General features: G+C 70.1%; 9 protein-coding genes and 1 pseudogene. 7 read left to right on the forward strand and 3 right to left on the reverse strand.

Annotation, left to right across the window (positions count from 1 at the left end; translation table 11 throughout):
• The first annotated feature begins 35 nt into the window (after positions 1 to 35).
• The 4 genes and pseudogenes from J2X01_RS05215 to J2X01_RS05230 all read left to right on the forward strand — a co-directional run.
• The gene (locus J2X01_RS05215; RefSeq protein WP_310051385.1) at positions 36 to 1,142 is read left to right on the forward strand and encodes an acyl-CoA dehydrogenase family protein; all 1,107 of its coding nucleotides are present in this window, start codon (positions 36 to 38) and stop codon (positions 1,140 to 1,142) included.
• Positions 1,136 to 2,563: a PIG-L family deacetylase gene (locus J2X01_RS05220; RefSeq protein ID WP_310051387.1), complete on the forward strand. Its 1,428-nt coding sequence runs from the start codon at positions 1,136 to 1,138 to the stop codon at positions 2,561 to 2,563. The genes J2X01_RS05215 and J2X01_RS05220 overlap by 7 nt, the downstream gene beginning before the upstream one ends.
• A complete protein-coding gene (locus J2X01_RS05225; protein WP_310051389.1) occupies positions 2,564 to 3,358 on the forward strand; it encodes a glycosyltransferase family 2 protein in 795 nt (264 codons plus the stop codon). It abuts the gene before it with no gap.
• Between the two features lie 69 nt (positions 3,359 to 3,427).
• Positions 3,428 to 3,544: pseudogene (locus J2X01_RS05230) on the forward strand (VOC family protein); the annotation flags it as partial.
• Between the two features lie 27 nt (positions 3,545 to 3,571).
• Here the strand turns inward: J2X01_RS05230 and J2X01_RS05235 are convergent.
• A complete protein-coding gene (locus tag J2X01_RS05235; RefSeq protein ID WP_310051391.1) occupies positions 3,572 to 4,777 on the reverse strand; it encodes a fatty acid desaturase family protein in 1,206 nt (401 codons plus the stop codon).
• A gap of 103 nt (positions 4,778 to 4,880) precedes the next feature.
• Positions 4,881 to 5,660, reverse strand: coding sequence for a TetR/AcrR family transcriptional regulator (locus J2X01_RS05240; RefSeq protein ID WP_310051393.1), 780 nt, complete (start codon positions 5,658 to 5,660; stop codon positions 4,881 to 4,883).
• Positions 5,661 to 5,926: 266 nt separating this feature from the next.
• Here J2X01_RS05240 and J2X01_RS05245 point away from each other — a divergent pair, with 266 nt between their 5' ends.
• Both J2X01_RS05245 and ppsA read left to right on the forward strand, forming a co-directional pair.
• Positions 5,927 to 8,557: a cation-translocating P-type ATPase gene (locus tag J2X01_RS05245; protein ID WP_310051396.1), complete on the forward strand. Its 2,631-nt coding sequence runs from the start codon at positions 5,927 to 5,929 to the stop codon at positions 8,555 to 8,557.
• Between the two features lie 32 nt (positions 8,558 to 8,589).
• Positions 8,590 to 10,977 carry a phosphoenolpyruvate synthase gene (gene ppsA, locus J2X01_RS05250; RefSeq protein WP_310051399.1) on the forward strand — a complete coding sequence of 796 codons (2,388 nt, stop codon included), beginning with the start codon at positions 8,590 to 8,592 and terminating at the stop codon, positions 10,975 to 10,977.
• Here ppsA and J2X01_RS05255 read toward each other — a convergent pair.
• Positions 10,928 to 12,865, reverse strand: coding sequence for a heavy metal translocating P-type ATPase (locus tag J2X01_RS05255; RefSeq protein WP_310051401.1), 1,938 nt, complete (start codon positions 12,863 to 12,865; stop codon positions 10,928 to 10,930). The genes ppsA and J2X01_RS05255 overlap by 50 nt on opposite strands.
• Positions 12,866 to 13,136: 271 nt before the next feature.
• On the opposite strand from J2X01_RS05255, the gene J2X01_RS05260 reads away from it, so the two are divergent.
• Positions 13,137 to 14,105 carry a polysaccharide deacetylase family protein gene (locus J2X01_RS05260; protein ID WP_310051404.1) on the forward strand — a complete coding sequence of 323 codons (969 nt, stop codon included), beginning with the start codon at positions 13,137 to 13,139 and terminating at the stop codon, positions 14,103 to 14,105.
• Positions 14,106 to 14,376: the final 271 nt, after the last annotated feature.

Raw genomic sequence — 14,376 nt, forward strand, 5'->3', positions numbered from 1 at the left:
CCGCGGAAGCACAACGAAGGAGAACAGGGCACCGCATGAACCGGACTCGCGATTCCCGGCGGCCCCGCGCCGTGAGGATCAGTTCCGCGCCGGAGCAGCTGGCCGTTCTGGACCCCCTGCTGGCGGCGGCGCGGGCGGCCGCCGGTGACGTCCCGGCGCTGCTGGAGCTCGCCAAAGCCGCCGCGGCCACCGCCCCGAACCCCGGCGAGGGCAAGACGGCGTTCCTCTGGGAAATCCTGGCTTCCGTCGCGGCCGTCGATGTTGCAGCCGGCCGGGCCATTGAACCCCATCTGGACGCCTCCGCGGTCCTCGCCCAGGCCGCCGGCCAGGCGGCGCTGGAAGGCTGGGACTGCCCGGACTTCGCCAGCGTCCACTTCGACGGAGCCTGGGGTGTCTTTGCCGCCGAAGCCGCCGGCCTGCGGCTCGAGGCCACCGCGGTGGACGGCTGTTTCCTGCTGCACGGTTCCAAACCCTGGTGCTCCCTCGCCGCCCAGCTGGACCACGCCGTCGTCACCGCCCACCTGGACGACGGCGGCCGGGCGGCCTTCGCCGTCGACCTGCATGCCCACGGCGTCAGCTTCGAGGACCCGCAGTGGACCAGCCGGGGGCTCACGGAAATCCCCAGCGGCACCGTGCACTTCGACGCCGTTCCGGCCGTTCCGCTGGGCGACGCGGGCTGGTACTACCGCCGGCCCGGCTTCGCCTGGGGCGGCATGGGCGTGGCGGCCTGCTGGCTGGGCGGCGCCGTCGCGGTGGGCCGCGGCTTCCGGGATTCCCTGCTCGCGGCGGCCGACGGCGGCCGCCAACCGGACCAGCTCGCCCTCGCCCACGTCGGCGAGATCGACCGCACGCTCGCGGCCCTGACCGACCACCTCGCCCGGACCGCCGCACGGATCGATGCCGGGGAACTCTCGGACACCGGTGCCTGGAGCGAGGCGCTCCGCGTCCGCGGCAACGTCGCGGCCGCCGTCGAACGCATCCAGACGCTGGTCAGCCAGAACCTCGGGCCCGGACCGCTGGCCTTCGACCCGGTCTACGGCAAGCGCATGGCCGACCTCTCGCTCTACATCCGCCAGCACCACGCCATGCGCGACGACGCGCAGCTTGGTGCCCGCACCCTTCAGGAGGACCACCCGTGGTGAGCTTCACCCACCGGGACGCCGGAACCGGCGAGGACGCCTGGGCAGCCAGCGGACTGGCCTCCCTCCCGGAGCTGCCGCTCGACGCCGGGGAGCTCGCCGGCCGGTCGTTCATCGTCCTGGCCGCGCACCCGGACGACGAGTCCCTCGGCGCGGGCGGGCTGCTGGCCCGGCTGCGGTACCTTGGCGCCCGCGTCACGGCGCTGCTGTACACGGCCGGCGAGGCCTCCCACCCGGAGTCACCCACGACGACGCCGGAACAGCTTGCCGCCGTCCGGCTGCAGGAATTCGGCGGCGCCCTCGGGCACTTGCTGACCGATCCGGACTGGCAATTCCTGGCCCTGCCGGACGGCAGGCTCGCCGAACACGGGCCGGCGGTGCGCACTGCGCTGCAGCGCGCCATCGCCGAGGTGGCAGCCTCGGGGCTGCCGGCGGAGCAGATCACGCTCGTGGCACCCTACCGGCACGACGGCCATCCGGACCACGAGGCACTGGGTTCCGCCGCCGCCGAGGCCGCCGGCGCTGGCGGCCACGGGCTGCTGGAGTACCCCATCTGGTACTGGCTCTGGGCGGACCCCTCGGACCCGGCCTGGCAGTCCTGGCTGCGCCTGCCGCTGGACCCGGCCGAACAGCGGGCCAAGGCTGCGGCCATGGACTCCCACGCCTCGCAGGTCCGGGCGCTGTCCGGCCAGCCCGGGGACGAGGTGCTGCTCCCGCCGGCGTTCCTGGAGCACTTTGACCGTCCGTTCGAGACGTTCGCGTGGCAGCGTCCGGCCGCTGGGGGCGGAGACGGCTCCTACGCCGCCGCCGACGCGGAAGGCGTCTTTGACGCCGTCCACACCGGAAACGACGATCCCTGGCAGTACAACACCAGCTGGTACGAACACCGCAAACGCGCCCTTACCCTCGCGGCCCTGCCCGGACTGAACTACGCGGCAGGGCTCGAAATCGGCTGCTCGATCGGAACACTCAGTGTGGAACTGGCGCAACGCTGTGCCAGTTTCCTGGCCGTCGACGCCAGCAGCGCCGCGCTGGCCCACGCCGCCCGGCGCCTCGAGCACCTGCCCGCAGCCCGGACCCGCCACCTCACCGTCCCGCAGGACTGGCCGGAGGGCCATTTCGACCTGATCGTGGTCTCCGAGGTGGGCTACTACCTGGCCCCCGGCGAGCTGGCCGAGCTGTTCGACCGGGTCGAGGCCGCACTGATGCCCGGCGGCACCCTGGCCCTGTGCCACTGGCGCCACCCGATCTCCGGCTGGGAGCTCGACGGCGACTCCGTGCACGCCGCCGCACGCCGTCGGCTCGGCTGGGCCGACGCCGGAGTCTACCGGGAACGTGACTTCATCCTGGAGGTCCTGATGGCGCCCGGGCCCGGCGGGGATCCGCTGCCGGGGGACGCCGTCGTGCTTGGCTCGGACAGCTAGATGGCCGCCCTTGCCCTGCCGCTGCCCCGCGGACACCGCATCGACCGGATCGCCGTCGTGATACCCGCCCATAATGAGGACGAGCACCTCGGCCACGCCCTAAAAGCCGTGCAGCGCGCCGCCGACGCCCTGCAGCGGCTCCGGCCCGACGTGGACGTCCGCGTGACGGTGGTTCTGGACAGCTGCACCGACGGTTCCGCCGGCATCGCCGCCCGGTACGCCGCGGCGGACCGCCGCTTCAGCGCCCTCGACGTGGTCTTCCGCAACGCCGGAGCCAGCCGTGACGCCGGCATCCGGGCCGCCGGGATCGGCACAGCCCGGCGCCGGCCCCCTGGCCTGCGGTGGACGCCCCCGCCGTGGGCGGCCCGGACCTGGCTGGCAAATACGGACGCGGATTCGCAGGTGCCGGAAGCCTGGCTGGTCCGCCAGCTGGAATTCGCCGACGCGGGCGCCGACGCTGTGCTCGGCTCGGTGGAACCGGACCCCGCCGGGATGGACCCTGGGCTGCTCCGGCGCTGGCTGGAACGGCATCCCTTCGAGGAGGACCACCCGCACATCTACGGAGCCAACTTCGGGGTCAGGGCCTCGGCCTACCTGGCCGCCGGAGGCTTCCCGAAGCTCGCCTCCCACGAGGACCGGACCCTGGTGCAAAGCCTCCGCAACCGCGCCTTCACCGTGACGGCCACGGACAGCATGCGCGTGCTGACCTCGGGCCGGATCCACGCCCGGGCGCCGCACGGCTTCGGCGCCTACCTCCGGACGCTGGGACCGCACCGGCCACCAGCGGTCGACTGACGCGGCGCGGGGCCCGCAGCCCGACGGCCGATCCTGAGCCGCGGGCCTGGCCTTAAGGATCTGTGGGTGGGATCGGATGCGGCAGCAGGCCAGAAAAGTGTCCGGTTCGAAGGTTTCATGCTCTCGTTGCTGGGAACCGCCGAACCGTCGGTTCTCCATGAGTGGTTCGACAAACTCGCTGATGGCAGCGTCGACTGCCCGGGCGCACTCGGCTCAGGCTTTTTTGGGCGGCAGGGCCAGCTTGAAGACCTTGGCCCAGGTGGAGCCGACCTGTTTCCAGATGGGGCCGGTGGTGTAGATCAGGCCGTAGCGCTGGCAGATTTCGCGGACCTTCGGCGCGATTTCCGCGTAGCGGTTGGAGGGCAGGTCCGGGAAGAGGTGGTGCTCGATCTGGTGCGAGAGGTTGCCCGTCATGAGGTGCATGAACTTGGAGCCGGAGATGTTCGCGGAGCCGATCATCTGGCGGACGTACCAGTCGCCGCGGGTTTCCCCTTCCACCATTTCTTCGGTGAAGGTGTCAGTGCCTTCGGGGAAGTGGCCGCAGAAGATCACCGCGTGGGCCCAGAGGTTGCGGACGGCGTTGGCGGTCAGCGTGCCATATAGGGCCTGCTTGCCGGAGCCGGTGAGCATGGCCACGGCGGGGGTGGCGGCGTAGTCCTTGGTGAACTGGGTGACGACTTTCCGGCCCAGGGCCTTGAGGTCCTTGACCAGGGCTTCCTTGGTCTTCCTGCCCTCCTTGAATTCGGTGAGTTCGAGGTCGTAGATGGCGATGCCCCACTCGAAGACCGGCGCCAGGAGCGCGTTGTAGAGCGGGTTGCCCAGGTTGTAGGGCGTCCACGGCTGGTCCTCGTCCATGCGGAGCAGGTTGAATCCGACGTCGTTGTCCTTGCCCACGACGTTGGTCCAGCGGTGGTGCGAGTCGTTGTGCGTGTTCTGCCAGGCGCGCGACGGGGTGACGAAGTCCCATTCCCAGGTGGTGGAGTGGATATCCGGGTCCCGCATCCAGTCCCACTGCCCGTGCAGGATGTTGTGGCCCAGTTCCATGTTTTCCAGGATCTTGGCAAAGCTGAGCAGCGTGGTGCCGGTGACCCAGGCGGCCTTGTTCTTGCTCACCAGCAGCGCAGCGCGCCCGGAGATCTCCAGTCCGCGCTGGATCTTGATCATGCGTCGGATGTAGGCGGCGTCACTGGCCCCGCGCTTGGCGAGGATGTCGTCCTTGATGGCGTCGAGCTCCCGGCCGAGATCGGCGACCTGCTCGTCGGAGAGGTGCGCGGCGGACGGGGGCCGGCGCGTCGGGCCGCCGGACGCGGCGAGGGCGCCGGGCCGGATCTTGGCCGTACCGGGTGCCTTCTTGGTGCGGGCATCGTCTGGCGCGGCAGCGTCCCCGGAAACGTCGGGCTTGTTGCTAACGATCGTCATGCGGTGGTACTCCTCAGAGGTCGAGGTTCACGCGCCGGCAGCTGCCGAAACGCGCGTCTGGATTAGCTGGTCCGGCCCGCTGTGGACCTTGTAGGTACGCAAGTCATCGAGATGGCTGGCCCGAAGAGAAGGAAAATGGCGGCTGATTGCTGTCCGCGGGGCCATCGGGTGACGTCCTCACGAGTTTTTCGGAGGACTCCGTGCGGATGCCCTGGCTAGCGGTCGCCACGGTTTCACCCGGGGACCGCTCCGTCTGGGCGTCGCTGCCGTCTGCAATGAAGAGCCACGGCGGCATGAAGCTGACGAGTTCCCGTGCAAGATCGTGGGCGGTGGGGGGATGGCCCGTGCTGAGAGCATGCATCACTCCACTCACGATCAGCCCGGCGAACGAGCTCGCCAGGAGGTCGATTCGCGCGTCCGGCCACTGCGGTCGGGCGAGCGCCATGATCGGGCGGGAGCCCCGGGCGAACCCTTGGATGGCTCTCGCTACGGTGCCGCCGGCACGTTCGGAGAGCAGCAGGTGCTCGTAGAGCTCCCGGTGCTCGAAGACCGACTGGAGAATGAGTTCGAGAGCGAACTCGGAGACTGCTTGCCCGTCGGCGCCGAGCACGGTCCGGGCCTCAAAGTCGAGGGCACCAATCTCAGTGACGAGGTCGTCGAGGATGAACAATGCGAGCTCGTCGACGCTGGCGAACTGCTCGTAGAACCCGCTCCGGCTGAGTCCCGCCTCGCGCGCGATGCGGGTCACGGACGCGGCGCCGAAGCCTTCCGCCTTCACGACCTTCGTCAGCGCCTCCACCAGATGGCGTTGCGACGCGACCGCCCGAGGATCGGTCGAACGTCTCCGCGTCACGCGGGCCTGGCTGCGTCCTTGTTGCACCATGAATCCCAGTCTAATGTAGTTACAGCACATGTGTGCAGTAACTGGCTATATGACAGGCACTCAAAAGCGTCCGAGCGGCTTCTGCCGAGCCCGCAGTTGCGTGCCCGGCGCACCGCCGTGACCTTTGGCCCTAACGGCCGACACCCGCGTGGCGCACCCTCAGTCCATGAGCTACCTGACCCGGGCCGGTCTGCGGTGTTGCGCCTAAGCGGCTCCGGCCGGCGGTGACGCCGGAGGCTCCCGGCGGGCGGCAAAGCTCCCGGGCGTTGCCCGGCGTTGCGGGTCTGAGCTCCGCCGAGGCGGCCCGAAGACTCACTCAGTTCGGGGCGAATAAGCTGCCAGCGGCCGGCACGGTCCCCGGCTGGCGGAAGCTGCTGGGCGAACTGACCCACTTCTTCGCCATCCTGCTATGGTGTGCCGCCGTGCTGGCATACCTGGCGGGCATGCCGCAGCTGGCCATCGCAATCGTCGTCGTGATCCTGGTCAACGGGATCTTCGCCTACATCCAGCAGGAGCGCGCCCAGCACGCCGCCGCGAAACTCCGTGAGCTGCTCCCGGCGATGGTCTCGGTCCGCCGGGACAACCGCGTCATCAAGGTCCACACCACCGAGCTCGTGCCGGACGACGCCGTCGTACTGGTTGCCGGCGACCGGGTCCCGGCGGACCTCCGGCTGGTGCTGGCGGCAGGCTGTTCGGTGGACGAATCGATGCTCACCGGTGAAAGCGAGGCGCTCGCCAAGGTCCCCGGCGACACCGTTTTTGGCGGGACCTTCCTGGTCAACGGCCAGGCTGAAGGTGTGGTCGCGGGAACAGGCGGGAAGACCCGGCTCGCCGAAATCGCAGCGCTGACGGGAAAGGTGGAGGCGCCGCCGAGCCCGCTCGCGCGGGAACTGCAACGGATCGTCCGCATCACCGCCACGATGGCCCTGGGCATCGGCGTGCTGTTCTTCGTGCTGTCCCTGCTGGTCGGAATCTCCTGGCGGGACGCGTTCTTGTTTGCCATCGGCGTGATGGTGGCGCTCGTGCCCGAGGGCCTGCTGCCCACTGTCACGCTGTCCCTGGCCGTCGGGGCGCAGCGGATGGCACAGCGCAACGCACTGGTCCGGAATCTGGAAGCGGTGGAAACCCTCGGCTCCACCACCTTCATCTGCACGGACAAGACCGGCACGTTGACCCAGAACCGGATGAACGCCGTCGAGGTCTGGACCCCCGCCGGGGTGCTCAGCGTCATCGGCGCGGGGTACGGGCCCGAGGCTGAGGTCACCGGCACCGGAACTGCGGAGGCACGGCACCTCAGCACCGCTGCGCTGGCCGCCTCGGTGGGCCGCGCGCTGCTCCACGAGGGCAAGTGGATCGCCGAGGGCGACCCGATGGAGGCCGCCATCGCCGCGCTGGCCGCCCGGCTGGCCGCTCCCGGGCCAGATCCCGGGTGGGGTGCAGCGGAGCCGCAGGTGTCGCACCGCTTCGCCTTCGACCCCCGCCGGCTGCGGGAGTCCGCGATCGTCGGAACCACGCTGTACGTCAAGGGCGCCCCGGAATCCGTGATTCCGTTGTGCGTGCACGGCGGCGGTGACGCCGGTGAGGCAGCCGGCGCCGCCCGGGCACGGGAGAAGGTCGACCAGATGGCCTCGCACGGGCTCAGGGTGCTGGCCGTGGCCGAGCGGACCCTGCCCGGCCCGCCCGGCGCCAGCTTCAAGCTGGAGGAGGTCGAACGCGAACTGACGCTGCTGGGGCTGATCGGCCTGCACGACCCGCCCCGGGCCGAGGTCCGCGTGGCGCTCGAGGCGGCCCGCGGGGCCGGCATCAAGGTGGCCATGGTCACCGGCGACCATGCCTTCACGGCGGCCGCCATCGCCCGGGAAACCGGGCTGATCGGAACACCTGAGCTGGTGCTGGAGGGCCACAACCTGCCCGAGGACGACGCCGTACTGGCCGCGCTGCTGGACCGCGACGGGGTGGTGGTCAGCCGGGTCACCCCGGAACAGAAACTCCGGGTGGCCCGCCTGCTTCAGGGCCGCGGCCACGTCGTGGCGATGACCGGCGACGGCGTCAACGACGGCCCGGCGCTCCAGCAGGCCGACATCGGCGTGGCCATGGGGCGCAGCGGCACGGACGTGGCCCGCGAGGCGGCGGACCTGGTGCTGCTCGATGACGACTTCGCCACCATCATCGCCGCCGTGGAGCAGGGCCGCGCCACGTACGCGAACATCCGGCGCTTCCTGACCTACCACCTGACGGACAACGTCGCTGAGCTCACCCCCTTCGTGATCTGGGCACTCTCGGGCGGGCGGTTCCCCTTGGCGCTGAGCGTGCTGCAGATCCTCGCCCTCGACATCGGCACCGACCTGCTCCCCGCGCTGGCGCTGGGCAGCGAGGCCCCGAGCAAAGGAACGCTGAAACGCCCGCCGGAGCGCCGGCACCTGATGGACCGGGCACTGATGTTCCGGGTATTCGGACTGCTGGGCCCGGTGGAGGCACTCTTCGAAATGACGGCGTACACCGCGGTACTGATTGGTGCCGGCTGGACCCCCGGGGCGGCGCTGCCGCCGGCGGACGTGCTGATGGCCGCCTCCGGCGCCGCGTTCACCACCGTGGTCCTGGCCCAGCTCGCCAACGCCTTCGCCTGCCGCAGCGCCTCCGTGCCCCCGTGGCGGCTCGGCTGGTTCACCAACCGGCTGCTGGTCTGGGCGGTGCTGGCAGAACTGGGGCTGCTGGCGGTGTTCCTGTTCCTCGGGCCGCTGGCCGCCCTGCTTGGCCACGCCCCGCCGTCGCCCGGCGGCCTGGCCGTGGCGCTCGCCGCCATTCCCGCGGTGCTGCTCGCGGACTGGCTCTACAAGATCGCCCGCCACCGACGGGCCGCGACGGCCGTCCCGGCCGCCAAGGTCCAAAGACTCTGACACCGTACCGCCCGCCGCCACAGGATGGGTGCATGACTGACTCCCCGGTGCTGTGGTTTGAAGAGATCGGCATGGGCGATGTCCCGCAGGTGGGCGGCAAGAACGCCTCCCTCGGCGAACTCATCCAGTCCCTCAAAGCCAAGGGCGTGCGCGTGCCGGACGGCTTCGCCACCACCGCCGACGCCTACCGCCGGTTCCTCGAAGCCAACGGGATCGAGGCGGCGATGCGCTCGCGGATCCAGTCCTACCGCTCGGGCGAGTCCTCCCTGCGCGCCACGGGGGAGGCCATCCGGGAGCTGTTCCTGGACAGTGAGTTCCCGGCGGACATCGGCGAATCCATCCGCTCCCACTACCGGGAACTGGGCGGGCGTGCGGGACTGGGCCGGCTCTCGGTCGCGGTCCGCAGCAGCGCCACCGCCGAGGATCTGCCCGACGCGAGCTTCGCCGGGCAACAGGAAACGTTCCTGAACATCGCCGGCGAACGGGAACTCCTGGACGCCTGCCGCCGCTGCTACGCCTCGCTCTTCACCGACCGGGCCATCAGCTACCGTGAGGTCAAGGGCTTTGACCACCTTGACGTCGCGCTGTCGATCGGTGTGCAGCGGATGGTGCGCTCCGACGTCGGCGCCTCCGGCGTAATGTTCTCCATCGACACGGATTCCGGGTTCCCCCGCGCGGCCGTGCTCAGCGCCGCCTGGGGCCTGGGCGAAACCGTGGTGCAGGGCACGATCAACCCGGACAAATACCTCGTGTTCAAGCCACTCCTGGCGCAGCGGGAGTTCGCGCCGATCATCGAAAAGACGCTCGGCTCCAAGGCCCGGAAAATGGTCTACAGCCGCGGCGGCCACGCACGCACCAAAATGGTGGACACCTCGGAAGCCGAACGCCGCGCCTTTGTCCTGGCCGACGCCGAGATCCTCGCCCTGGCGCGCTGGGCCGTGAGCGTTGAGGAGCACTACGCCCGGCCGATGGACATGGAATGGGCCCGGGACGGTGTGACCGGGGAGCTGTTTATGGTCCAGGCCCGGCCGGAGACGGTCCAGTCGCAGAAGACCGGCTCCCGGTTCACCCTCCACCACCTGCTGGAAACCGGCAGCGTGCTGGCGCGCGGCGCCGCGATCGGCGATTCCATCGCGCAGGGCACCGCGTGCGTGATCAGGAGTGCGGCGGACATCGAAAACTTCCGCGACGGCGCCATCCTCGTCACGGAGATGACCGACCCGGACTGGGTTCCCATCATGAAGCGGGCGGCCGGCATCGTGACCGACCACGGCGGCCCCACGAGCCACGCGGCGATTGTGAGCCGCGAACTCGGGGTCCCCGCCGTCGTCGGCACCGGCAACGCCACCACCGTCCTGGCGGAAGGCCTCGCCGTGACCATCTCGTGCGCCGAGGGCGATGAAGGCCGCGTGTACCGGGGCAGCCTGGCGTTTGAAACCGAGGAGGTGGACCTCGGGGAGCTGCCGAAGACGCACACCAAAGTCATGGTCAACATCGCCAGCCCGGCGGCCGCGTTCCAGTGGTGGCGGCTGCCGGCCGACGGCGTCGGGCTGGCCCGGATGGAGTTCATCATCAGCAGCCTGATCCGCGTGCACCCGATGGCGCTGGTCCATCCCGAGCGGGTCACCGATGCCGGGGACGCCGAGCAGATCCGCGCCCTGACCAGCGGCTACGCGGACCCGAAGGACTACTTCGTGGACGCCCTGGCCCTCGGCATCGCCAAGATCGCCGCGCCCTACCATCCCCGGCCGGTGATCGTCCGGCTCAGCGACTTCAAGACGAACGAGTACGCGCACCTGGTCGGCGGCTCCGCCTTCGAGGAGCCGGAAGAGAACCCCATGCTCGGCTTCCGCGGCGCCTCCCGCTACTACGACGAGCGCTACCGGGAGGGATTCGCCCTCGAGTGTGTGGCCCTCAAACGGGTCCGGGAGAAGCTCGGGTTCGGCAACATCATCGTGATGATACCGTTCTGCCGGACCCCGCAGGAAGCGGACCGGGTGCTCGCCGTGATGGCGGAGAACGGCCTCGTCCGGGGCGAGAACGGACTGCAGGTCTACATGATGTGCGAGATCCCGTCCAACGTCGTCCTCGCCGAAAAGTTCGCCACCCGCTTCGACGGCTTCTCCATCGGCTCCAATGACCTCACCCAGCTGGTCCTGGGCGTGGACCGGGATTCGGCGCAGCTGGCCTCACTCTTTGATGAGCGGGACGAGGCCGTCATGGCGATGATCAGCGAGGCCATAGCCAAGGCCCACGCAGCCGGGATCAAGATCGGCATCTGCGGCCAGGGCCCCAGCAACCACCCCGAGTTCGCGGCGTTCCTGGTCAGCGAGGGCATCGATTCCATTTCGCTGAACCCGGACAGCTATCTCAGGACCGTTCCGCGGATCGCGGAAGCCGAGAAACAGGCCGCCCGGTAGCGCCGACGTCGGCTTTCTGCCCCGGCAGCTTTGTTCCGGCACCCTTCCTGCCCGGGCTGAGCGCGCGCAGCGCATTGAGGATCGTGGCCAGATCCACGAGTTCCTGGGACAGGGCGCCTGCAATGGCGGGGACGTAACCGGCCATCGCCGCGACCATCAGCGCCACACTCAGCCCGATCCCGATCCAGATGCTCTGCAGCGCCACCTTGACGGTGCGCTGCCCTATCCGCACGGCGGATGCCACCTTGGACAGGTCGTCCAGAATGATCACGACGTCGGCCGACTCGCCGGCCGCCGTCGAGCCGCGCGCGCCCATCGCAATCCCGACGTCGGCGACGGCCAGGACGGGCGCGTCGTTCACGCCGTCGCCGACCATCATTACCGGGCGGACAGGCAGCGCGCGGACCGCTTCGACCTTGTCCGGCGGCAGGCACTCGGCACGGACATCGGTGAGCCCGGCCTCGTCCGCGATGTGCTCGGCGGTGGCGAGCGCGTCACCGGTCAGCATGACCGTCCGGGTGACGCCGAGCCCGGTGAGTTCGGCCAGCGTGCGGCGGGCTTCCCTGCGGATCGGGTCGCTCATCACGAGGGACCCGGCGAACTCCCCGGCCACGCCCACATAGATGGCGAGCTCGCCGCTGGCCAGCTCCGTTTCCGTGACGCCGGGGGCCGATTCAGCCACGAACTTGGGCTTTCCGACCACCACGTCGCGGCCGTCGAAGCGCGCCCGGACGCCGTGCGTGGCGAATTCGGTGGCCTCCGTGGCGGATTCGAAGACCAGCCCGCGGGTCCGTGCGGCATCCATCACGGAGGCGGCGAGCACATGCGAGGAATACTGTTCGGCGGAGGCCGCCAGCCCGAGAACCTCGTCCTCGGTGAAGGACCCCGACGTCCGGACCCCGATGAGCGCGGGCCGGCCATAGGTCAGGGTGCCGGTCTTGTCGAAGGCGACGGTCTTGATCCGGCTCAGTTGCTCCAGCACGCCGGCGTATTTGACGATGATGCCGCCGCGGGCGGCACGGCTCATGCCGCCCAGGAAGGCCACCGGCGCGGCGATCAGCAGCGGGCACGGCGTGGCGACCACCAGCACTTCCGCGAACCGGGCGGGGCTGCCGCTGATGATCCAGCCGATCGCCCCCAGCAGGTAGGCCAGGGCCGTAAACGGAACGGCATACCGGTCCGCGAGCCGCACCATGGGGGCCTTGCTGTCCGCGGCTTCCTTGACCAGGGCGACGATGCGGCTGTACTGCGAGTCCTCCATCAGGGCCGTGACCTGCATCCGGACCGCGGCTTCGCCGTTCAGGGAGCCGCTCATCAGGCCCTCGCCGGCAACCCGATCAACCGGAAGGCTCTCGCCGGTGAGCGAGGACTCGTCGAAGCTGCCGGATTCGGAGAGCAGGATGCCGTCCAGCGGCACCACCTCACCCGGCCTGACCAGCAGGATGTCGCCGATCCGGACCTCGGTGGCGGCAACATCCTCGTGCTGGCCGTTTGCGTGGTTTTCGGCGGCGGAGCTGCCGTTGCGTTCCCGGTGGGCCGTCTGCGGGACGCGCTCCAGCAGCGATGTCAGCTCTTTCTTGGCCCGGCCGGCAGCGTAGTCCTCCAGCGCGGTGCCGCCGGCCATCATCAGGACAATGATCATCGAGGCGATGAACTCGCCCACCAGCACCGTGCTGACGATCGCGGTGACCGCCAGGATGTCGATGCCCCATTGGCCGCCGATCAGCCGGCGGACCATGCCGACGGCCAGGTAGGCCGCCACGGCCAGGGCATAGATGCTGGCTGAGACCTGCGCAATCAGCGGCTGCCCGGACAGGAGCAGGACAAGCACCGCGAGCAGGGCAGCTATCGTGCCCGCAACAAGCGGATACCGGAGCAAAAGTTTCACGGAGAGCCCGCCTTCGCATTCACGCCATCTTCACGCGTGTTCCACTATTTGCATCCTACTGCGGCGGCTTCCCCGGGAGGGCCGAGCGGCGACAGGTTACGCGGCACCGGTTTCTAGACGGCAGCACCAAACAACGCGGGGTCAGATGGCGCCCATCCGAGGGGGGCAAAGTCATATGGGCGCTAGGTGACCCCGCGTTGCCTGGGAGTTTGGGCGGGTCCTGGGCACTTCAGCCCTACTCCGGCTGTGGCCGGTGGTGCCACAGTGAAGCATGTGGGCGATCTTCACGGAGGACCGGCGCCGATGGCTGGCGGCCGTGGCCGCCGTGCTCCTGCTCGCCGCCGCGGTGGTACTGGCCGTCGTCCTGACGGCGGTCCCGCCGTCGGCCGAACCGTCGCCTTCGCCTTCGCCTTCGGTTCCGGCTACGGCCGGCCCGTCGGACACCGCGACGCCGGGTCCGTCGCCGTCGGAGGTTCCGGTCCCCACGCCCAGCGAAACGGTTCCGGCCGGGCTGGCACCGCTGCCCACAATTCCGCCCACCGCACCGCCGACGCCGGTCCCTGAACCCCCGGCTCCCGCACCGCCGGCGCCGGCAGCCCCGTTCCCCGCGGCGCTCGCGGGCCGCGACCCCGAGGTGATTCCGGGGGCCGGTGCTGTGGTGGCGCTGACGTTCGACGCCGGAGCCAACTCGGCAGGGCTGCCCAGCATCCTGCGGACCCTGGCCGCCACCGGGGTGCGCGGCACGTTCTTCCTCACCGGCAACTGGGCCGCCGCCAACCCGGCGGGAGTCGCGGCGATCGTGGCGGGCGGCCACCGGCTCGGCAACCATTCGATGACCCATCCGGGCTTCACCGGGCTCGCCGACGCCGAGATCGGGGAGCAGCTGTCGGCAGCCGAGCGGGCCATCCAGGCCGGCGGAGGGGATCCGCGGCCGCTGTTCCGCTTCCCCTTCGGCGAACGCGACGCCCGCACCATCGCCACCGTCAACGCCCACGGCTACCTGCCCGTCCGCTGGACCGTGGACAGCCTGGGCTGGAAGGGCAGCAGCGGCGGGATCACGGCGCAAATCGTGGCGGACCGGGTGCTCGCCCGGCTCCAGCCCGGGGAGATCGTGCTGATGCACATCGGTTCCAACCCTGCCGACGGGACCACCCTCGACGCCGACGCCCTGCCCGGGATGATCGAGCGGATCCGCCAGGCCGGTTACGGCTTCACCACCCTCGATGCGCTGCTGGGCTGACACGGGCGCGCCGGCGTTCCTTGCCGAGGTTGCGAGCACGACGGAGCCCTCCGCTCATGGACCCTTTCAAGGTTTTCTCAAGGTCCCGGGCAGTACCGTGTGATAGCGCACCGTCACCCAATCGGACCAAATGAAATCCCGGACCGCAGACGGGGCGACACCGTGAATTGACCACTGGTGGGGGAGGGCTGACACATGGACCGGTTCCAGAGGCTTTGCGTTGCGGGTTTACTGGCGATGCCGTTGGCTGGCCTGATGGCGATGGGTGCCG

This window comes from Arthrobacter ginsengisoli, assembly GCF_031456935.1.
GTDB lineage: Bacteria > Actinomycetota > Actinomycetes > Actinomycetales > Micrococcaceae > Arthrobacter > Arthrobacter ginsengisoli.

What these genes read in the sequence shown, in the direction of transcription:
- J2X01_RS05260 (WP_310051404.1), top strand. Translation starts at nt 13,137, where the DNA reads ATGTGGGCGATCTTCACGGAGGACCGGCGCCGATGGCTGGCGGCCGTG.
- J2X01_RS05215 (WP_310051385.1), top strand. Translation starts at nt 36, where the DNA reads ATGAACCGGACTCGCGATTCCCGGCGGCCCCGCGCCGTGAGGATCAGT.
- ppsA (WP_310051399.1), top strand. Translation starts at nt 8,590, where the DNA reads ATGACTGACTCCCCGGTGCTGTGGTTTGAAGAGATCGGCATGGGCGAT.
- J2X01_RS05240 (WP_310051393.1), bottom strand. Translation starts at nt 5,660, where the DNA reads ATGGTGCAACAAGGACGCAGCCAGGCCCGCGTGACGCGGAGACGTTCG.
- J2X01_RS05225 (WP_310051389.1), top strand. Translation starts at nt 2,564, where the DNA reads ATGGCCGCCCTTGCCCTGCCGCTGCCCCGCGGACACCGCATCGACCGG.
- J2X01_RS05235 (WP_310051391.1), bottom strand. Translation starts at nt 4,777, where the DNA reads ATGACGATCGTTAGCAACAAGCCCGACGTTTCCGGGGACGCTGCCGCG.